Source organism: Flavonifractor sp. An9 (assembly GCF_002161245.1).
GTDB lineage: Bacteria > Bacillota > Clostridia > Oscillospirales > Oscillospiraceae > Flavonifractor > Flavonifractor avicola.
Window position 1 is genome coordinate 58,513 of sequence record NZ_NFHC01000009.1, and the last position, 19,452, is coordinate 77,964.

General features: G+C 59.4%; 20 protein-coding genes and 3 tRNA genes. 8 read left to right on the forward strand and 15 right to left on the reverse strand.

From position 1 onward, the window contains the following. Positions 1–126 precede the first annotated feature (126 nt). Both B5G40_RS16625 and B5G40_RS07790 read right to left on the reverse strand, forming a co-directional pair. Positions 127–336 carry a hypothetical protein gene (locus B5G40_RS16625; RefSeq protein WP_143383386.1) on the reverse strand — a complete coding sequence of 70 codons (210 nt, stop codon included), beginning with the start codon at positions 334–336 and terminating at the stop codon, positions 127–129. A 184-nt stretch (positions 337–520) separates the two neighbouring features. After that, complete coding sequence (locus B5G40_RS07790) at positions 521–697, reverse strand: hypothetical protein (RefSeq protein ID WP_191905413.1); 177 nt, start codon at positions 695–697, stop codon at positions 521–523. Positions 698–851: 154 nt separating this feature from the next. Here B5G40_RS07790 and B5G40_RS07795 point away from each other — a divergent pair, with 154 nt between their 5' ends. Beyond that, on the forward strand, positions 852–1,394 hold the full coding sequence (locus B5G40_RS07795; RefSeq protein WP_087399262.1) for a helix-turn-helix domain-containing protein: 543 nt from the start codon (positions 852–854) through the stop codon (positions 1,392–1,394). Then, positions 1,387–2,574, forward strand: a complete 1,188-nt coding sequence (locus tag B5G40_RS07800) for a tyrosine-type recombinase/integrase (protein WP_158099497.1) — start codon at positions 1,387–1,389, stop codon at positions 2,572–2,574. Before B5G40_RS07795 ends, B5G40_RS07800 begins: the two co-directional genes overlap by 8 nt. Before the next feature lie 110 nt (positions 2,575–2,684). Here B5G40_RS07800 and B5G40_RS07805 read toward each other — a convergent pair. The 9 genes from B5G40_RS07805 to B5G40_RS07840 all read right to left on the reverse strand — a co-directional run bounded on the left by B5G40_RS07805 (position 2,685) and on the right by B5G40_RS07840 (position 9,153). Beyond that, positions 2,685–2,761, reverse strand: a tRNA-Met gene (locus B5G40_RS07805). 3 nt (positions 2,762–2,764) lie between these two features. Beyond that, a tRNA-Leu gene (locus B5G40_RS07810) sits at positions 2,765–2,851 on the reverse strand. A 154-nt stretch (positions 2,852–3,005) separates the two neighbouring features. After that, a tRNA-Arg gene (locus tag B5G40_RS07815) sits at positions 3,006–3,082 on the reverse strand. Positions 3,083–3,190: 108 nt separating this feature from the next. Beyond that, on the reverse strand, positions 3,191–3,343 hold the full coding sequence (locus B5G40_RS16855) for a hypothetical protein (protein ID WP_158094697.1): 153 nt from the start codon (positions 3,341–3,343) through the stop codon (positions 3,191–3,193). Positions 3,344–3,652: 309 nt separating this feature from the next. Next, positions 3,653–4,393: an N-acetylmuramoyl-L-alanine amidase gene (locus B5G40_RS07820; RefSeq protein ID WP_087327428.1), complete on the reverse strand. Its 741-nt coding sequence runs from the start codon at positions 4,391–4,393 to the stop codon at positions 3,653–3,655. Between the two features lie 113 nt (positions 4,394–4,506). Further along, positions 4,507–6,114, reverse strand: coding sequence for a phosphoenolpyruvate carboxykinase (ATP) (gene pckA, locus B5G40_RS07825; RefSeq protein WP_087399264.1), 1,608 nt, complete (start codon positions 6,112–6,114; stop codon positions 4,507–4,509). 186 nt (positions 6,115–6,300) lie between these two features. Then, the gene (rsmA, locus tag B5G40_RS07830; protein ID WP_087399265.1) at positions 6,301–7,164 is read right to left on the reverse strand and encodes a 16S rRNA (adenine(1518)-N(6)/adenine(1519)-N(6))-dimethyltransferase RsmA; all 864 of its coding nucleotides are present in this window, start codon (positions 7,162–7,164) and stop codon (positions 6,301–6,303) included. A 58-nt stretch (positions 7,165–7,222) separates the two neighbouring features. After that, positions 7,223–8,479, reverse strand: coding sequence for a sensor histidine kinase (locus B5G40_RS07835; RefSeq protein WP_087399266.1), 1,257 nt, complete (start codon positions 8,477–8,479; stop codon positions 7,223–7,225). Beyond that, entirely contained in the window at positions 8,476–9,153 is a 678-nt protein-coding gene (locus tag B5G40_RS07840; protein ID WP_087267853.1) for a response regulator transcription factor, read from the reverse strand. The genes B5G40_RS07835 and B5G40_RS07840 overlap by 4 nt, the downstream gene beginning before the upstream one ends. Positions 9,154–9,359: 206 nt before the next feature. Here B5G40_RS07840 and B5G40_RS07845 point away from each other — a divergent pair, with 206 nt between their 5' ends. The 6 genes from B5G40_RS07845 (at position 9,360) to B5G40_RS07870 (ending at position 16,447) form a co-directional block, all read left to right on the forward strand. Beyond that, complete coding sequence (locus B5G40_RS07845; protein WP_087267850.1) at positions 9,360–11,174, forward strand: efflux RND transporter periplasmic adaptor subunit; 1,815 nt, start codon at positions 9,360–9,362, stop codon at positions 11,172–11,174. An 11-nt stretch (positions 11,175–11,185) separates the two neighbouring features. Then, positions 11,186–11,917, forward strand: coding sequence for an ABC transporter ATP-binding protein (locus B5G40_RS07850; RefSeq protein WP_087189048.1), 732 nt, complete (start codon positions 11,186–11,188; stop codon positions 11,915–11,917). Next, complete coding sequence (locus B5G40_RS07855) at positions 11,914–13,095, forward strand: ABC transporter permease (RefSeq protein WP_087399267.1); 1,182 nt, start codon at positions 11,914–11,916, stop codon at positions 13,093–13,095. The genes B5G40_RS07850 and B5G40_RS07855 overlap by 4 nt, the downstream gene beginning before the upstream one ends. Positions 13,096–13,114: 19 nt before the next feature. Next, the gene (locus B5G40_RS07860; protein WP_087399268.1) at positions 13,115–15,124 is read left to right on the forward strand and encodes an S-layer homology domain-containing protein; all 2,010 of its coding nucleotides are present in this window, start codon (positions 13,115–13,117) and stop codon (positions 15,122–15,124) included. Positions 15,125–15,231: 107 nt separating this feature from the next. After that, positions 15,232–16,242 (forward strand): SPFH domain-containing protein, encoded by a 1,011-nt coding sequence (locus B5G40_RS07865; RefSeq protein WP_087399269.1) that lies wholly within the window; start codon positions 15,232–15,234, stop codon positions 16,240–16,242. Between the two features lies 1 nt (position 16,243). Then, positions 16,244–16,447 (forward strand): PTS ascorbate transporter subunit IIC, encoded by a 204-nt coding sequence (locus B5G40_RS07870; protein WP_087331103.1) that lies wholly within the window; start codon positions 16,244–16,246, stop codon positions 16,445–16,447. A 43-nt stretch (positions 16,448–16,490) separates the two neighbouring features. On the opposite strand, the gene B5G40_RS07875 is transcribed toward B5G40_RS07870, so the two are convergent. From B5G40_RS07875 to fabG, 4 genes are all read right to left on the reverse strand, one after another. Then, positions 16,491–16,943 (reverse strand): MarR family transcriptional regulator, encoded by a 453-nt coding sequence (locus B5G40_RS07875; protein WP_087331105.1) that lies wholly within the window; start codon positions 16,941–16,943, stop codon positions 16,491–16,493. Positions 16,944–17,004: 61 nt separating this feature from the next. Then, complete coding sequence (gene fabZ / locus B5G40_RS07880) at positions 17,005–17,439, reverse strand: 3-hydroxyacyl-ACP dehydratase FabZ (RefSeq protein ID WP_087331107.1); 435 nt, start codon at positions 17,437–17,439, stop codon at positions 17,005–17,007. A 5-nt stretch (positions 17,440–17,444) separates the two neighbouring features. Then, positions 17,445–18,686, reverse strand: coding sequence for a beta-ketoacyl-ACP synthase II (gene fabF / locus B5G40_RS07885; protein WP_087399270.1), 1,242 nt, complete (start codon positions 18,684–18,686; stop codon positions 17,445–17,447). An 18-nt stretch (positions 18,687–18,704) separates the two neighbouring features. Further along, on the reverse strand, positions 18,705–19,448 hold the full coding sequence (fabG, locus tag B5G40_RS07890; protein ID WP_087331111.1) for a 3-oxoacyl-[acyl-carrier-protein] reductase: 744 nt from the start codon (positions 19,446–19,448) through the stop codon (positions 18,705–18,707). Between the last annotated feature and the right edge of the window lie 4 nt (positions 19,449–19,452).

The window sequence follows — 19,452 nt, forward strand, 5'->3', positions numbered from 1 at the left end:
CCGCCCCCGGTTCGGGGGTTGTACGGTACTTTGGTAGGCTTGTCTCGGCCCTCTCGCTGTTCGTATCTCCATACGCACCAGCGCCCGCTGTCTTTTAGTTCTTGGGGTAATCCTTCGGGAAAAAATTTAGTCAAGCAACCGCCCCCTCAGCCGCACGGTGTTGGCGACACGGGCGATCTCCGCCGCCCTGTGCAACATGGAGCGGTAAAACAGTTCTACATCGGCTTGGCTATTGGGCAAAAAATAGCCGTTCTGGTTGTCGGCCAAAATCTGAGCACCCTGCAAGCGTTCCGCCTGGATCTGCTGGCGGACTTGGCGGGCGGGCAGTTCAGTCATAGCCACAAGGTGGGACAGTGGGACGGCGTTCTCTGCGCCGTGGGATAATAGCCGCTCGATTCTTCCTGGTTGCCTGCTGTTTTTTAGTGTGGTATTCTGATAGATGGAAGTGGAGGCCCTGCTACAAGTCCCCGTTTCCGCCTGCCGTCCCGGTGTGTCAGCACCGTGGACGGCTCTTTTTCTTTTAGGCATTAGCTGCGTTCACCTCCATGCTGTCACGATTGAGTTTTTCGACCAGCAGGGGGTAGTTGACCTTGAACCGTGTCCCGGAATAAATTCCTGGGAGTTCACCACGTTTTGCCATAAGGCGGAGGTGGTGCTCAGACAGAATCCCAGTTGCAGCGGTTTCCCTGATGGTCATAAACCTGGGAGTGCTCTGCTGTACCATTTTATTTGTTCTCCTTTCATATTTTAGGGCTTGAATATCGTGCCGCCCTGTGGTAATATCATAATATAAAATTCAAGAAAAGTACATTACTATTTAAACTTTAATTTAATTCAAAAGGAGATACAAAATGGCCAGGACAAAGCAAGAAGTTAATCCCAAAAGCGCCGATAGGTTGAAGCAGCTTTATCAAGAGCACAATATCACTCAAGAATGGCTATCAGGAGAGACTGGAATCTCACAAAATACGCTGTCTCGCATAGCAAACAAAAAAACAGCTTTATCTCATACTGTGGCGACTGAAATTGTAAAAGTTCTACCAAATGAGCGCGTAGAGTGGCTAATGGGGTTAGACGATTATAGAACCGAGAAGGAAAAAACATTTTCTTTATTTTCTGACTGGAACAATGAATGGAAACGGCGCCTTAATGCGGTACGTATTCTTGCGTATCTTTCTGGATATGAAATAGAGCTTTTCTCTAAGGACGAGGGGCCAAAGATAAGTGTAGAAATGGCGCTACAATCCATAAGTGAAGGATATAAAATCTGCAAAGATGGTCAAGTGCTGGCAACTTGTCCTCTTGAACGATTTAATTTATTGGCGCTAGATTGCCAAGAACTCGTAGAGCAGAGAATTAAAAGTTATGTGCGGGAGGTGTCCAACGATGGCTAACATTCAAGAGCGCCGGGACAAGTCCGGCAAGCTGGTTTCCTTCTCCATCCGTGTCCACCGTGGCCGGGGGATGGATGGGAAGCAACTCAAGCCCTGGACGGCCACTTTTGAGGTATCGCCCACCTGGACGGAAAAAAGCGCAAGAAAAAAGGCCGAGGCTTTCGCCGCGACCTTTGAGAAAGAGTGCAAAGAGGGCATGACCTCTGACAGCCGCCAGAAGTTCGCCGCTTATTGCGATTATGTAATTGGTCTGAAAGAGCAGCGGGGGGTGAAGCACTCCACCGTTGTGAGATACAAGGAGCTGACAGGCCGGATTTACCCACAGATAGGGCATATCAAGCTGCGGGAGCTGCGGGCCGACCACCTGAACGATTTCTATACCCTGTTGGGCCAGGATGGACAGAACAAGCGGGGCGGCAAGCTGTCCGCAAAGACGATCCTGGAGCATCACCGGCTGATCTCCACGGTGTTGGAGCAAGCGGTGAAGGAGGGCCTTGTCCCGTTTAATGTTGCCAGTCGTGCCACACTACCGAAAGCAGAACATAAGGAAGTGAACTACTTCCAGCCGGAACAGGTGGCGGCGATCCGGGACGCACTGGAGCTGGAACCTATGAAGTGGAAAATGCTTGTCCACCTGCTGCTTATCACCGGCGCACGGCGTGGGGAAGTGCTGGGGCTGAAATGGGACAAGGTGGACTTTGAGGGGAACCGGATCTATATTTGCAATAGCATCCTTTATTCCCCGGATATCGGCATCTATGAGAGTACGCCCAAAACGGAACGATCCCGGCGGTACATCACACTGCCTGCTGAGACAATGCAGTTACTCCGGCGGTATCGGGCATGGCAGGCGGAGGAACGGCTGCGACTGGGGGAGTACTACCAGAATCAGGACTTCGTATTCTCCCAGGACAACGGCAAGCCCATGCACCCGGACAGCGTAACCGACTATCTCAAGAAGTTCAGCAAGCGCCGCGGACTCCCACACATTAACGCTCATGCCTTCCGGCATACAATGGCCTCTATGCTGTACTTCAATGTGGTGGACAGTGTGAGTATTTCCAAACGGCTGGGACACGCCCAGGTCAGCACCACGGCCAATATTTACGCCCATGTAATGGAGGAGGCCGACCAGCGCAATGCAGATATCTTGTCGGATATCTTTTTGAAAAAGGCTTGAATTTGAGAGGCGAGTTGAATTAAAGTTGAATTTCTCGACACGCCTTATTTTTGAAAATGGCAGAAAAGTAATAAAAAACACCTGATTCTCGTGGAATCAGGTGTTTTTTCTGGTTGCGGGGGAGGGATTTGAACCCTCGACCTCCGGGTTATGAGCCCGACGAGCTACCAAACTGCTCTACCCCGCGATATGGTGCCGGAGACCGGGGTCGAACCGGCACGGGATTACTCCCACGGGATTTTAAGTCCCGGGCGTCTGCCAATTCCGCCACTCCGGCGTGGAGGGCTCCAGTCTCGCGTTTTCTGAGTGCCTAAATAGAATACCACAGAGGGGATGGTATGTCAACCCCTGATTTAAAAAATAAAGAGAAAAAATTGACTGCCGGACAGAAAGCAAAAAAACAAAAGAGACACGCAAAAGCGTGTCTCTTTTGGTACGGCTGAAGGGATTCGAACCCCCGACCTTTTGGTTCGTAGCCAAACACTCTATCCAACTGAGCTACAGCCGCATATCAACTGAGGTGTTTCTCTCTCTCGCTGACAGCTTAATTATATTAGCACAGCTTTAGACAGAATGCAAGACCTTTTTTAAAATTTTTCAAAAAATTTCAGAGGGCCTATTTATGCCCCTCTTCCGCGATAATGCGCTCCAGACAGCCCATCAGATCTGCCATGGTTTCCAGCCGCACCCCCATGTTGAGAATATGTTCCCGAAGGTGGGGCGGCATGGAATCAAACTGGGGCCGGATTGCCGGATCGATATACGCCATTCTATCACCTCCTGCCGGTTAGTCTGCATAGCTAGTATAGCCGGCAGGAGAAAAAAGGATACAGCGGGCATCAAAAAACGCGCCTCTGAAACAGAGACGCGGAAATTTTGGTCTGTCCCCACCGCAGGGAGCGATTGCCGCCCTGCGGTGGGACAGTGGGTAGTGCGTTGAAAAGAGAGAGAGAAGAGAGGAGGAGTAATGTCATTGTTATCTCTGGTATCCTGACGATCTCTATGATACCAGATTCCGCACCGAAGTGGTGAACCGTTTCGGAACTTATTGTGAACGAATTATGAACGCATGAGTATGTTACAGCAGTGTGATAAATTGGCTGTTGGCCCACCCCACCATGCCGTCAAGCCGGACCACATACCAGTCCTCCCATTGGTTGAGGATGGTAAGGCGGGTACCGTCATAGGCCCTGGCCAGCACAGCGGCGGTGGTGGAGGGTTTATCGCGGATATTCAGATAGCCCCAAGAGACGTCCACAACGGCGGGACGGGGGGACTGAGGCTCCAGAAAGGGCAGACCAAAATACTCCGTCAGGGAGAGGACGATATTGCGGGCAATGGCGTCCAGGTTGTTCTGCACCCAGGCGGCGTCGTCCGGGTTATCATGATAGCCCAGTTCCAGGAACACCGAGGGGGCACGCACCCGCCGTACCTCGCCGATGGAGGTGGTAGACTCGGCCCGAACCTTATTGGGCAGGGGGTAGATGGTTTTCAGGCCATTGGCAATGAGCTGGGCGGCCCGCTTGCCCTCTGTGGAGCTGGGATAATAGAAAACCACGATACCCCGGGCCTGACCGTATTGCTCTTCCGGTGCGGCGTTGGAGTGGAGAGCCAGGTGGAGATCGTAGTTCCCGGCGTTGGAGGCCCGGATAGAGGACAGGGCGGTCATGTCCGGGGTGTTGCGGGAAAAACGGATGCCGGCAGCGGTGAGGTAGGGCTCCATAGCGTCTGCCAGACGATTCATCCACTCCTCTTCCGTGCCGCCGTTGACGTACAGGTTGTTCTCCTGGGTGGAGGGGGAGAGGTAGATAATGGGCATAAAAATAACCTCCTTTTCCCCATGCTATGCGGGAGAAGGGAGGCCTGCGCACCAGAAACAGTCCCCGGTGCGTAAAACGCACCGGGGACGGCGAAAGGATGTATGTAAATAACTCAGTCTACCTTGGGACCGGCGGCTACCAGAGCCTTGCCGGCGTCGTTGGTGGTGTACTTGGCGAAGTTCTTCACGAAGCGGGCGGCCAGATCCTTGGCCTTGGTGTCCCACTCAGTGGGATCGGCGTAGGTGTTGCGGGGGTCCAGAATGTTGGTATCCACGCCGGGCAGGGCGGTGGGGACAGCCAGATTGAAGTAGGGGATGGTCTTGGTCTCCGCCTTCAGAATGGAGCCGTCCAGGATGGCGTCAATGATACCACGGGTATCCTTGATGGAGATCCGCTTGCCGGTGCCGTTCCAGCCGGTGTTTACCAGGTAGGCCTTGGCGCCCGACTTGGCCATCTTCTTCACCAGCTCCTCGCCGTACTTGGTGGGATGGAGTTCCAGGAAGGCCTGGCCGAAGCAGGCGGAGAAAGTGGGGGTGGGCTCGGTGATGCCACGCTCGGTGCCCGCCAGCTTGGAGGTGAAGCCGGACAGGAAGTAGTACTCGGTCTGCTCCGGGGTCAGGATGGACACAGGAGGCAGCACGCCGAAGGCGTCGGCGGACAGGAAGATCACGTTCTTGGCGTCGGGACCGGCGGATACGGGCCGGACGATCTTCTCGATGTGGTCAATGGGATAGGAGACGCGGGTGTTCTCGGTGACGGAGTCGTCATTGAAGTCACAGTGGCCGTTCTCGTCCACAGTGACGTTCTCCAGCAGAGCGTTGCGCTTAATGGCATTGTAGATATCGGGCTCGGACTCCTTATCCAGGTTGATGACCTTGGCGTAGCAGCCGCCCTCGAAGTTGAAAATGCCGTTATCATCCCAGCCGTGCTCGTCGTCGCCGATGAGCAGGCGCTTGGGATCGGTGGACAGGGTGGTCTTGCCGGTGCCGGACAGGCCGAAGAACAGGGCGGTGTTCTCGCCATTCATGTCGGTGTTGGCAGAGCAGTGCATGGAGGCCATACCCTTCAGGGGCAGGAAGTAGTTCATCATGGAGAACATACCCTTCTTCATCTCGCCTCCGTACCAGGTATTCAGGATAACCTGCTCCCGGGAGGTGAGATTGAAGATGGCGGCAGTCTCAGAGTTGAGACCCAGTTCCTTGTAGTTTGCCACCTTGGCCTTGGAGGCATTGTAGGAGATAAAGTCGGGCTGGAAGTGTTCCAGCTCCTCCTCGGTGGGCTGGATGAACATATTTTTCACAAAGTGAGCCTGCCAGGCCACTTCCATGATGAAGCGGATGGCCATACGGGTATCGGCGTTGGCGCCGCAGAACACGTCCATAACATATAGCTTCTTATTGGACAGCTCCTGAATGGCCAACTGCTTGCAGGTATCCCAAGCCTGCTGAGAAGCGGGCTTGTTGTCGTTCTTGAATTCATCGGAGGTCCACCACACGGTGTCTCTGGAGGTGTCGTCCATAACGATGAACTTATCTTTAGGAGAACGGCCGGTATAGATGCCGGTCATGACGTTAACGGCGCCCAGATCCGTGACCTGGCCCTTATCATAGCCCTCCAGCTCAGGCCTGGTCTCTTCCTGGAACAGGACCTCATAGGAGGGGTTGTGGAGGATCTCGGTGACGCCGGTGATGCCGTATTGATTCAAATCAATGTTTGCCATAATGCATGACCTCTTTCCCGTATTGATCTCTCTGGGGCTCCGGCGGGGCGGACAAGCCCCGGAAGTTACAAATCCCATGGGGTAATCATACACAGATTTGGGCATAATGTCAATTCCCCTGTGCCAGGCGATTTTGCAATTTTCTTTCCCGGCAGTTTCAATCTGCCTTTTGAAGTACCAGGAACTTCAAGCTCCCAGCGCCCGAAGCGCACGGGCCAGAAGGGCAAACTCTTGGATGCCCAGCCGCTCGCCGCGGACCCCCTCAGGCAGTCCGGTGTCGGCAATGGCCTGCCGCAGTTGATCCTTGCTCAACCGGTCGCCGAAAGCGGCAGACAGACCGTTGAGCAGGGTCTTGCGGCGCTGGGCAAAGGAGGCGCGCACGACCCGGAAGAAGAAGTCGTCCTCCACCAGGGTCTGTACCGGCTCAGACCGGGGCACCATGCGGATCACTGCCGAGGTCACCTTGGGAGCGGGCAGAAAGCACTCCGGAGGCACTTCAAAGAGATACTCCGGCTGGGTGTAGTACTGGCAGAACAGAGAGAAGGCACCATAATCCGCCGTACCGGGATCCGCGCAGATCCGTTTGGCCACTTCCCGCTGGATCATTACCGTGATGGAGGCAAAGCAGCCTGCCTCAATGAGGGCGGTAATGACGGGGGTGGTAATGTTGTAGGGCAGGTTGGCGCAGGCCACCGGGATGAGGCCGGGAAACTGTTCCGCAGCCAGGGCGGCCAGATCCAGTTTCATGGCGTCCCCGGGGATGACAGTCACATTGTCAAAGGGAGAGAGGGTCTCCGCCAGAATGGGCAGCAGATCCCGGTCCAACTCAATGGCAGCTACCCTGCCTGCCCGGCGGGCCAGCTGAACGGTGAGAGGACCGATGCCCGGTCCGATCTCCAGAGCGCCGCAGGTCTCGTCGGCGCCAGAGGCGTCGGCAATGTCCTGGGGCACCCAGCCCTGAATGAGAAAATTCTGGCCCATGCTTTTGGAAAAACGAAAACCGTGGCGGCCCAACAGGGCCTTGATGTCATTGCTGTTGCAGAGATCCATAATCCACCTCGCACACGTATTGACACCAGTATACGGGAAACAGAATGAAAATACAAGCCTACCGCCGGGGCAGCAGGACGGTAAAGGTGGTGCCGCTGTCCGGGGTGCTGGTCACAGAGATCCTGCCCCGATGGGTTTTGGTAATGCTCTTGGCGATGGCCAGCCCCAGACCATAGCCCCCCTGAGCCCGGTCCCGGGCGGCATCCGCCCGGTAGAACCGCTCAAACAGGTGAGGCAAGTGTTCCGCCGGAATGGGAGCGCCGGTGTTGTGGACGCTGAGGCGCAGCTTGTCCTGCTGGCGGGTCAGCGTAATCCGGACCTCCGGGTTGGGTGGACCGGCGTATTTCACCGCATTGTCCAGCAAAATACGTACCAGCCGCCGCAGCTGCCCCTCATCCCCGGTGAGTGTCAGCTCTGGATCGATGTGGGACTCCAGGGCCACCCCCGCCTCAAAGGCCACCGGTTCAAAGGGGAGCAGGCAGCCCTGAACCAGCTGGCTCAGATCCACCTGGGTGGGATGGGTAGGCAGCCGGGCGCTGTCCGATTTGGCCAAAAAGAGCAGGTCCTCCACCAGCCCCTTCATCTGGCGGGCCTCCTCCTGGGTGTAGCTGAGCCACTTGGACTGGCTTTCCACCGTGTCCGACGGATGGGCCAGAACGATCCCGGTATTGGCCAGAATTACGGTCAGCGGTGTTTTCAGCTCATGGGAGGCGTCGGCCACAAATTGCCTCTGCTGTTTCCAGGCCTTTTCCACCGGCCGGAGGGCCAGGGAGGCCAGAAACAGACTGACAAAGAAAAAGGCGGCCATGGCCAGCAGCCAGATCAGCAGGCAGGTGAGAAAGAGGTTGCGCAGGGTACTGCGTTCCCAGGACAGGTCGGCGAAGGCGATACGGATGGTGCCGTCAGGCATCTCCTCCATCAAAAAGCGCAGGCCCAGATCGGCCAGCACGCCACTGTCCTGTTCCGAGTCCATGGCCTCCTGAGCGGCCTGGGCGGCGGTCTCCTCCGATACATCCACATGGCCGCCGTCGTTGATGGAGGTGACCTGTCCATCCTCCATAGTAACGGAAAAAACGGGCACCATGGAGGCATTGCGGTCCCGGTCCATGCCGTCCTGCTCCGGCGGCGCGCCGATCTCAAACCGAGGGGGCATCTCGTCGGCGTCCCGGTTCAGCGCCATATGGAGGGCGGCGGTTCCCTGATCAGCCAGCCTCCGGGCGTTGGAGGAGAGCAACAGGGCAAAGACCACCGTTAAAACCAGCCCCACCAGCAACAGGTTGATGAGGATAAACTTCCACCGCAGCCGCCGGATCATGAGACGGGCACCTCCAGATAATAGCCCACCTTCCGAACGGTGCCGATACTCACATTGGATTCCAGAAACGTGAGCTTTTTGCGCAGAAAGGAGATATATACCTCCACATTGTTGTCCTCCGCATCGGAATCCAGCCCCCAGACCCGGGCGATGATATCCTCCTTGGGTACTACGGCCCGGGGATGGACCATCAGCTGCCGCAGTACATCAAACTCCTTAAAGCCCAGACGCACCGACTTGTCCCCCTGCCGCAGACAGCGGGTGGACAGCTCCAGGGTCAGGTCCCCGGCGGTGAGCTGCTCGCCGATGACCTCCCCCTGCCGCCGGGTGAGGGCCCGCACACGGGCCAGCAGCTCCCCGATATCAAAGGGCTTGGTCATGTAGTCGTCAGCACCGTGGTCCAGACCGGCGATCTTGTCGGGCATCTCATCCCGGGCGGTGAGCATGAGGATGGGGGTGGACACATGGGCGTGCCGCAGGCGGCTGGCTACCTCAAAGCCGTCCAGCTTGGGCAGCATCACGTCCAGCACGATCACGTCGTATTGCTCCGTCAGGGCATAGTCCAGCCCGTCGGCCCCGTCATATACCACATCCGTCTGATAGCGCTGCTCCGCCATGATCTGGCCCAGGGCCTCCGCCAGCCGGCGCTCATCTTCCACAATCAAAACTCTCATAGGTAAGATCCTTTCCTGTTTGGTATGCGTATTTGCTGAGCCAAGGATACTGTTCCATCCTGAAATTTATCTGAAAATATTATAGAAAAATGGAAAGAAAAAAGGATTTACAGAGTGTTAACAATTCCAGCGCTGGATTTTTCAGGGTAATTTCAGATTGACAAATTATACTGACCCAGAATCCGGAACAGACGGGAGGACCCACCATGGAATGTGCAGAAATCATGCCCCAGGAGACCCCACAGGTCCCAAAGAAGGCCCGGCGTAAGTTTCCCATCAAGCGAGCCGTGGCCCTGGTTGTGGCGGCAGCCGTTGTGGTAGGCGGCGGTTTTGGCATCAAGACCCTTTTCTTTCAGAATGAAACTCAGACGGCCCTGACCGAGACCACCACCTATGGCAGCCTGTCCACGGTCATTGAAGGAACAGGTACCACCATGCCGGCGGACAGCGTTACTTATACCACAGCCTCCACGGCGGAGATCACTGGGGTCTATGTGTCCGCCGGTGATACAGTGGCGGCGGGAGACCTGCTCTATACCCAGGACGACTCTGAGTTGGATGAGGAGATCGAGGGCTATCAGGACGAACTGACCGAGCTGGAGAATACCCTGTCTGACGCCTCCGATCAGCTGTCTGAATTGAATGAGCGGCTGGCTGACCTGACTGTGACCGCACCCTTCTCCGGAAGAATCACCGATGTGACCGTCCGGGCGGGGGACAGTGTGGGATCGGGTACAAAACTGGCCACCTTGGTGGACGACAGCAAGATGACCCTCACCCAGTATTTCAGCTATGCCTACGAGGATCAGATCTATGTGGGCATGAAGGCGGGAGTGTCCATCGCCAGCCTTATGACCACCCTGGATGGCACGGTTACCGAGATCAAGAAGGTGGACCGGGTCACCGCCGAGGGCACCCGCTGCTTTGCGGTGACGGTGACGGTGGATAATCCGGGGGCCCTCAGTGAGGGTATGACCGGCGCGGGCTACCTGCTGACCGGCAGTGGGGAGAAACTCTACCCCGCTGTGGAGGGCACGCTGGAGCCCTATGCCAGCGAGGACATCACCGCCACTGAGAGCGGCAAGCTGACGGCGGTCAACGTGGACGACTATGAGACAGTGGCCGCCGGGGCTGCCCTCTTTATCATTGATGGCTCCGATCTGGAGGACCAGGTGGAGACCACCCAGCGGAGCATTACCCAGACCCAGGAAAAAATCACCCAGACCCAGGAGAAGATCACCGAAGCGGAGGAAAAGCGCTCCGACTACCAGGTGACAGCGGAGATCGACGGGAAGATCATCATGGTGGGGGTGCAGGAGGGGGAGGCTCCCCGGCAGGCGGGGCAGACCGCAGTGACCCTCTACAACCTGGACTCCATGACCATCACTGCCAACATCGACGAGCTGGACATTGACAGCATCACCATGGGCATGGAGGTGGACATCACCCAGTCCGGGGCGGAAAGCGATACCCACTACACCGGAACAGTGACCGCCATCAGCTATGAGGCCACTAATACCAACGGCGTGGCCTACTTCCCCATCACCATTACCATTCCCAGCGAAGGGGCCCTGTCCGCCGGCGTCAATGTATCCTACACCATCACCGTGGGTGACGAGTCGGAGGGCGTGCTGGCCCCCATCGCGGCGCTGAAGAGCACCAGCGAGGGCACCTGCCTCTTTGTGAAGGCGGATACCCGGCCGGACAACGCGGTGGACCTGGAGGACGGCGTGGTGCCCGACGGCTTCTATGCCGTGCCGGTGGAGACCGGGGTGTCCAACAGCCAGTATGTCCGCATCCTCTCCGGCGTGGAGGAGGGGGTGGAGGTATTCACCCGTTATCAGCAGACGGCCCCCTCCGGCGGCGATACCACCAGCCAGAGCGGTGAGGAGCAGGGCGGCCAGGGGATGCCCGATTTCGGCGGCGAGATGCCCGACTTCGGCGGCGGGATGCCCGACTTCGGCGGCGGGATGCCCGGCGGTAATATGGGCGGCGGTATGAGCGGCGGCCCCATGGGCTAGGAGGTGGCGAAATGAGTTTGATCCGACTGGACAATGTGTATAAGATCTACGGCGAGGGCAGGGAAAACCAGGTCAACGCCCTGGACGGCGTGACGCTGGAGATCAACCAGGGAGAGTTTGTGGCCATCATCGGCACCTCCGGCTCGGGCAAGTCCACCATGATGAACATTCTGGGCTGCCTGGATGTACCCACCCGGGGAGAGTACTATCTGGACGGCATCCCCATCAGCCAGCGTGGGCGGCGGGAGCTGGAGCTCATCCGCTCCCGAAAGATCGCCTTCATCTTTCAGGGCTACAACCTGATCCCCTCCCTCAGCGTGTGGCAGAATGTGGCGCTGCCCATGCTCTACCAGAAGGTGCCCCTGGCCCAGAGGAAGGCGCGGGCTATGGAGGCCCTGGAGCGGGTGGAGATTGCAGCCAAGGCAGACTACCGGCCCGGCCAGCTCTCCGGCGGCCAGCAGCAGCGGGTGGCCATTGCCCGGGCTATTGCCGCCCAGTCTCCGGTCCTGATGGCCGACGAGCCCACAGGCGCCCTGGACTCCAAAACCGGCGCCCAGGTGCTGGCCCTTATGCGGGAAATGAACCGGACGGGTACCACCGTGATCCTCATTACCCACGACAACGGCATTGCCGCCCAGGCCGACCGGACGGTGCGGGTGAAGGACGGGAAGATCGTCCACGACAGCCTGTGGGACGGGGTGCTGGTGGACCTGGATGTGCCGGCAAGGCGGGTGGCGCCGTGAATGCACTGGGTATGGCCCTGGAGTCCATCCGGGAGAAGAAGGGACGCTCCTTCCTGACCATGCTGGGCATCATCATCGGCGTCACTGCCGTGCTGGTGCTGGTGGCACTGGTGTCGGGCTATAATGCCGACATCACCGCCTACTATGAGAAGCTGGGCGTCAACAAGGTCAATGTTACTGTAACCTGGTATGACACCAGCCGCAGTGTGGACGTGATGAGCGCCCTGTACGACTACTGCGATGAGGAACTGAGCGACACGGTAGAAGGGGTGAGCCCCGACGTGTCCACCTCACTGCCTATGAAATACCGCACTACCACCCTGGACAGCAGTACCGTATATCTGGGCAGCGATGAGTACGCCGTGTGCAACAACTACACCCTGGAGAGCGGCCGGGACATCAATGCCTTTGACATTGAACAGCGCAACCGGGTATGCGTGCTGGGGTCCTACGTGGCGGACAGCCTGTTCCAGTACGCCGACCCCATTGGGGAGACGGTGTATCTGGGGGGCGAGCCCTTTACCGTGGTGGGTACTTACTACCAGAAGGACGGGGGCACCGAGGGGTCCATGGATGATATGGCGGTGATCCCTTACTCCCTGGATCGGGTCATCCTCCAGAGCGATGATCTCACCTCCTTTACGGTGAAGGTGGATAAATCGGACAACATGGACGCCGTCATGGCGGACCTGGAAGTCTTTCTGGCCGATACGGTATCCTCCACCGTGGGGGAGTATGAGCTGGAGAACGGCAACGCAGCCATGACTGAGTCCACCGAGGAGATGACCTCCATGAGCGTGGTGCTGGGCGGTATCGCCGGTATCGCCCTGCTGGTGGGCGGCATCGGCATCATGAACATCATGCTGGTCACCGTCACCGAGCGTACCCGGGAGATCGGCATTAAAAAGTCCATCGGCGCCCCCCGGGGGGAGATCATCGGCCAGTTCCTGGTGGAGGCCGCCATCCTCAGCGGCATGGGAGGGGTCATCGGCATTTTGCTGGGCTATGGCCTGAGCCTGATCCTGGGCAAAGCCATGTACGATCTGATCCTCCTCCCGGACAGTCTGGTGACGGCGGGGGCTTTTGCCTTCTCGGTGGTCATCGGTATTGTGTTCGGCATCTACCCGGCGGTGAAGGCCTCCAACCTCCAGCCGGTGGACGCCCTCCGGGCGGATTGAACAGAAGGAGGAGATTCCAATGAAACGCAAACTCTTGTCCCTGCTGACCGCGGCGGGGCTGTGTCTGGGGCTGACCGGCTACGCCGGGGCGGCCTCCTTTCCCGACGTCAGCGACGCCGACACCGCCCTGGCGGTGGAGGTGCTGTCCGGCCTGGGCATCGTCTCCGGCGGCTCCGACGGCAACTACTACCCGGATCAGGGGCTGACCCGGGCTCAGTTCTGCAAGCTGGCGGTGCTGGCCGGGGGCCACGGGGACCAGGTGAGCGGCAGCGCCTACCGCACCCTCTTTTCCGATGTAGCAGGAAGCCACTGGGCGGCTCCCTACATCAATCTGGCCTGTGAGGAGGGCCTGATGTCCGGTTACGGCAACGGTACCTTCGGCCCCGACGACCCGGTGACGGTAGGGCAGGCGGTGACGGTGGTGCTGCGTCTGCTGGGCTATACGATCGACCAGGTAGGGCCCTTCTGGCCGGAGGACTATATGGCCTTGGGAGAGCAGCTGGGGCTGCTGGAGGGAGTGTCCCGTGACCCGGACCACGCCCTCACCCGGGGTGAGGCGGCCCTGATGCTCTACGCCCTGCTGGGCCAGAGCGACAGCACCGGCAAGGACTACATTGACAACCTGTGTGCCTCCAAGGTGGAAAACGCCGTCCTGCTGGACACCGACGCTGAGAGCGGCGACGGGACCGAGGGTATGGTGGAGGTGTACGCCAACCAGAACCTGTCCTGGTATGAACCGGCGGCGGATCTGGAGGGCCTTGCGGGCAGCCGGGGTACCCTGCTGCTGGACCAGAGCGGACGGGTGACTGGTTTTCTGCCTGACGACACGGTGCGCTATACCCTGATTCCCGAGAGTGTCACCGCTAACTGCATCAACGGCGGCTATACCGTCAGCGGCAGCACGGCAGTGGTGATGGGAGATACCCTGACCACCTTTGAAAATTGCTGGTACGATCTGGCTGGCTGTCCCCAGCTGACCCTCTACTACAACCAGTCGGGTAATCTGGAACTGGTGGCGGCCACGGAGAGGACCACTTATGAGGGGGTGGTCCTCTCCGGATACTATGAGGACGCCAGCCCCAACACCTCCACCCCCGACACCATCACCCTGCTGGGGATGGAGCTGGAGGTGGAGGAGAGCGCTGTCAGCAGCCTGAGCGCCTTTTCGGTGGGGGATAAGATTACCGTTACCCTGGACGGGGGCGGTGCGGTGATCTCCGCCACCGCGGGTGGGCAGACTACCCTGTACGGGGTCCTGGGGGAGGGACAGGTGGAGCTGACCTGCGGTCTCACCGCCAAGGGTACGGTCAGTGGTTCCGCCGGTGCGGGGGACCTGGTGAAGGTCACCTCCAGCGGTGTGGGTAAGCTGTCGGTGTCCCAGGTGTCCGGCGGCAGCAGCCTGGATCTCAATGTGTCGGAAAAAACCCTGGGCTCCATCCCTCTGGCAGATAACGTGCGGATCTACGAGCGGGCTGGGACCAGCGTGGTCACGGAGATCGACCTGGAGGACATCCAGAGTGCCACTGTGAAGGCCTCTGACATTGATTTCTACGCCACCGACAGCAATGGCCTTGTCAGCGTGCTGCTGCTGGATGACGTGACGGGGAATGCCTACACCTATGGCCTGCTCACTATGGGCAGCAGGACGGAGGGCAGCGGCACCATGACCTACACCAACCGTACCGTTTCGGTGGAGAACGGCAGAGGTACCACCCAGGAGTATATCACCGGCCAGTCCGGGCGTACCGGAGACATGGGAGGCATCGCGGTATCTTCCGAGGGAAAGGCGGTGTCCGTTGTCACCCTTAGTGAGGCGGAGGGTGTAGACCAGAGTGCCTTTGACAGCCTGGACGCGGTGATGATCGACGGCGTGCGGGTGCCCATCAGCGACGCCGCCCAGGGCTATAACAGCGATACCGAGCGGTGGGTCACCCTGTCCCAGGCCAGAGCCAACAGCGATACCTTTACCGTGTACTACAGCGGCACTTTGGGCGTGGACGCCGTGGTTCGGGTACTTGCAACCGAATAACAGGAGAAGAGCGTGCCGGAAACGGCCCGCTCTTTTTTCGCCCTCTTGACAATCTGATATTTGAGTGATATTATTTTGATATCAAAAAGAGAGCGGGAGGTGCTCTTATGGAAGAGAAGATTTTAACCGGCAAGAAAAAGGGTATGCCCATGCTGCTGCTCATTCTGGCCCTGTATGTGCTGGCGGTTGTGGGTATCGTATGGGCCGCCGTCCAGGACGAGGCGGGGGGCATGGATGGAGCCACCGTGGCCATTTTGGTTGTGAGCATCGTCTGGGCGTGCCTGGGCTGGATCTTCCTGTGCGGCCTGAAGGTGCTCAAGCCCCAGGAGGCCCTGGTGCTCACCCTGTTCGGCAAGTACATCGGCACCCTGAAAGGGGAAGGCTTCTACTACGTCAACCCCTTCTGTTCCGGGGTGAACCCGGCGGCCCAGACCAAGCTGAACCAGAGCGGCGACGTGGACGGCGGCAGCAAGGCGGAGAAGAAGGCGGAGGCCCAGTCGGCCGGCAAGAAAATCTCCCTGAAGATCATGACCCTGAACAACAACCGCCAGAAGATCAACGACTGCCTGGGCAACCCGGTGGAGATCGGTATCGCCGTCATGTGGCGAGTGGTGGACACCGCCAAGGCGGTATTCGACGTGGACAACTACAAAGAGTACCTGTCCCTCCAGTGTGACAGCGCCCTGCGGAACATTGTGCGTATCTACCCCTATGACGTGGCCCCTAACGTGGACACCACCGGCGACGGCATCGCGGACGAAGGCAGCCTGCGGGGCTCCAGCGAGGTGGTGGCCTCCCGCATCAAGGATGAGATCCAGAGCAAGGTGGCTCAGGCCGGACTGGAGATCATCGAGGCCCGCATCACCTACCTGGCCTATGCCCCCGAGATCGCCGCGGTGATGCTCCAGCGGCAGCAGGCATCCGCCATCATCGACGCCCGCAAGATGATTGTGGACGGGGCCGTGGGCATGGTGGAGATGGCCCTGGAGCGGCTCAGCGAGAAGCAGGTGGTGGAACTGGACGAGGAGCGGAAGGCCGCCATGGTGTCCAACCTGCTGGTGGTGCTCTGCGGCAACCGGGACGCTCAGCCGGTGGTCAACTCCGGCAGCCTGTACTGATATGGCGGGCGATGGCAAGAAGCAGGTGCCTCTGCGCCTGTCCCCCAAGCTGTATGCCGCCATCGCGGCCTGGGCGGAGGACGATTTCCGCTCGGTGAACGGACAGATCGAGTACCTGCTCACTGAGTGCGTCCGGCAGCGGAAAAAGAACGGGAAGTATGTGTCCGATGAGATCGACGTGCCTCCGGAACTGGATATCCAATGAAAAAAGACGTGCTGCAATGGCAGCACGTCTTTTTTTGATTGGTTCAGGCCTCGGCGGAGCCCAGACGGATTTCCGGCATCAGCTCTTTGCTGATGATGGAGAGCATCTCCTCCAGCTTGGCACATTCAGCGGGGGTGAACCGCTCCCGCATCCGCTCGGTAACTACGTGTACATAGTCGTTGCTGATGTTGTAATACTCCTTGTACTTTTGGGTTACCTGCAGGTGGTACTCCCGCTTGTCATGCTCCGACTGGATCTTCTGGACATAGCCCTTGCGGATGAGACTGTTGATCTTATAAGCCGCATTGGGCGGGGAAATACGCATAAAGGAGGCAAACTCGTTGATGGTGGGGGACCCCAGAGCCTGGATGGTCTCCATAGCGAAGGTCTCCACCGTGGTCAGGCTGGCCTCCCGGTTCTGGAACCGCTCGAAGATCTCCTGATAAAAGTGAAGTTTAAATTTCGTATACACTATCTCAAATTTCTCTTCCAGCATACCCGTGCCTCCGCATTTTTGATCTTATTCTTATTATAACAAACGGCGGAGGGGAGGGCAATCAGGAATCCTTACCCAGGGCAAAAGTGAGCTCCGCCGTGGCCGCCACCTGTCCGTTGACGGTGGCCTTGGCCTCCCCGATGCCCACCGGCCCTTTCTGCTTGGTGAGGGTACATTCCAGCTCCAGCACGTCGCCGGGGGTCACCTGGCGGCGGAACCGGGCGTTCTTGATGCCGCCGAAGAAAGCGATCTTGCCCCGATTCTCCGGCAGAGACAGCAGGGCCACCGCGCCTACCTGGGCCAGGGCCTCCAGAATGAGGACGCCGGGCATGACGTGGTACTGGGGAAAGTGGCCCTGGAAGAAGGGCTCGTTGACGCTGACGCACTTGATGCCCTTGGCCCACTTGCCCGCCTCGCCGTCCACGATGCGGTCCACCAGGGCGAAGGGGTAGCGGTGGGGCAGAATCTCAGCAATCTGATTGGAGTTGAGTTCCATAGCGTTTAACCCTCCCACTTCTTGAACAGCACGCAGGCGTTGTGACCGCCGAAGCCCAGGGAGTTGGACAGGGCGTACTGGATGTCGGCATTCCGGCCCTGGTTGGGCACATAGTCCAGGTCGCAGGCGGGATCGGCCTCCTGGTAGTTGATGGTGGCGGGCAGATACCCGTCCTTCAGGGCCAGGGCGGAGAAGATGGCCTCCACCGCACCGGCGGCCCCCAGCATATGGCCGGTCATGGACTTGGTGGAGCTGACCGCCAGCTTATAGGCGTGGTCGCCGAACACCGTTTTGATGGCGTCGGTCTCGCCGGAGTCGTTCAGGGGGGTGGAGGTGCCGTGGGCGTTGATGTAGCCCACCTGCTCGGGGGCCACGCCGCCGTCGGACAGAGCCTGGGCCATGGCCCGGGCGCCGCCCTCCCCGTGGGGAGCGGGGGCGGTCATGTGGTAGGCGTCGCAGGTGGCGCCGTAGCCCACCACCTCGGCGTACACCTTGGCCCCCCGGGCCTTGGCGTGCTCATACTCCTCCAGCACCAGGATACCGGCGCCCTCGCCCATAACGAAGCCGGAGCGCTGGGCGTCAAAGGGGATGGAGGCCCGGTTGGGGTCGTCCCCCACATGGAGGGCCCGCATGGTGGTGAAGCCGCCGATGGACAGGGGGGTGATGGCGGACTCGGCGCCGCCGCACAGCATCACCTCGGCATAGCCGTCCCGGATGTGGCGGAAGGCGTCGCCCACGGCGTTGGAGCCGCCGGCGCAGGCGGTGACGGGGCAGGTACACATACCCCGGAAGCCAAAGGCGATGGCAATGAGGCCGGCGCCCATGTTGGCGATGGCGGAAGGGATGTAGAAGGGGGAGGCCCGGTCAAAGCCCTTCTCGGAGCAGCGGGTCTGCTCAGACTCGGTAACCCCGATGCCGCCGATGCCGCTGGAGACGATGACGCCGCAGCGGGTGCGGTCGATGGACTCCAGATCCAGACCGCTGTCGGCCACCGCCTCCTTGGCGGAGGCCATAGCCAGCTGGGAGTAGCGGGCCATGTGGCGTACTTCCTTCTTATCCAGCACGGAAGTGGGGTCCCAGTCCTTTACCTCGGCGGCCAGATGGACCTTCTGAGGGGCGGCGTCGTACTGGGTGATGGGGGCGATGCCGCACACGCCGTTGCGGACGGCCTGCCAGGTGTCGGCCACGTTGTGGCCCAGGGGATTCACGGTCCCCATGCCGGTAATGACGACTCTGCGTTTTTCCATAGTTGATCTTGTTCCTCCTCACATACCCATGCCGCCGTCGACGGAAAGGACCTGTCCGGTGATGTAGGCCGCCTCATCGGAGGCCAGGAAGGCCACGGCGGCAGCCACGTCCTCGGGGGTGCCGGCCCGGCCGGCGGGGATGGTGGACAGCATGGCCTCCCGGGCGGCCTCGGGAAGGGCAGCGGTCATGTCGGTGGCGATGTAGCCGGGAGCAATGGCGTTGACGGTGACACCCCGTCCGCCCAGTTCCTTGGCCAGGGACTTGGTCATGCCGATGACGCCTGCCTTGCTGGCGCAGTAGTTGATCTGGCCGGGATTGCCCCGGAGGGCCACCACCGAGCTGAGGTTGATGATGCGGCCGTAGCGGGCCTTCATCATGGGCCGGGCGGCGGCCTTCATGCACAGGAAGGCGCCCTTCAGGTTGGTCTCGATGACCGCGTCGAAGTCCTCCTCCTTCAGCATCATGGCCAGGTTGTCCCGGGTGATGCCGGCGTTGTTCACCAGGATGTGGAGGCCGCCCAGCTCTTTCACGGCGGTGTCCATCAGGGCCTTCACGGCGGCGGGGTCGGCCACGCTGCCCTGAACGGCACGGGCTTCCACACCCAACTCCTTGAGGGCGGCCAGGGTTTCCTCGGCGGCGGCAGTGTTGCCGGCGTAGGAGAACACCACGTTGGCGCCCCGGCGGGCCAGCTCCAGGCAGATAGCCTTGCCAATACCCCGGCTGCCGCCGGTGACTACGGCGATTTTTCCATTCATGCTCATACAG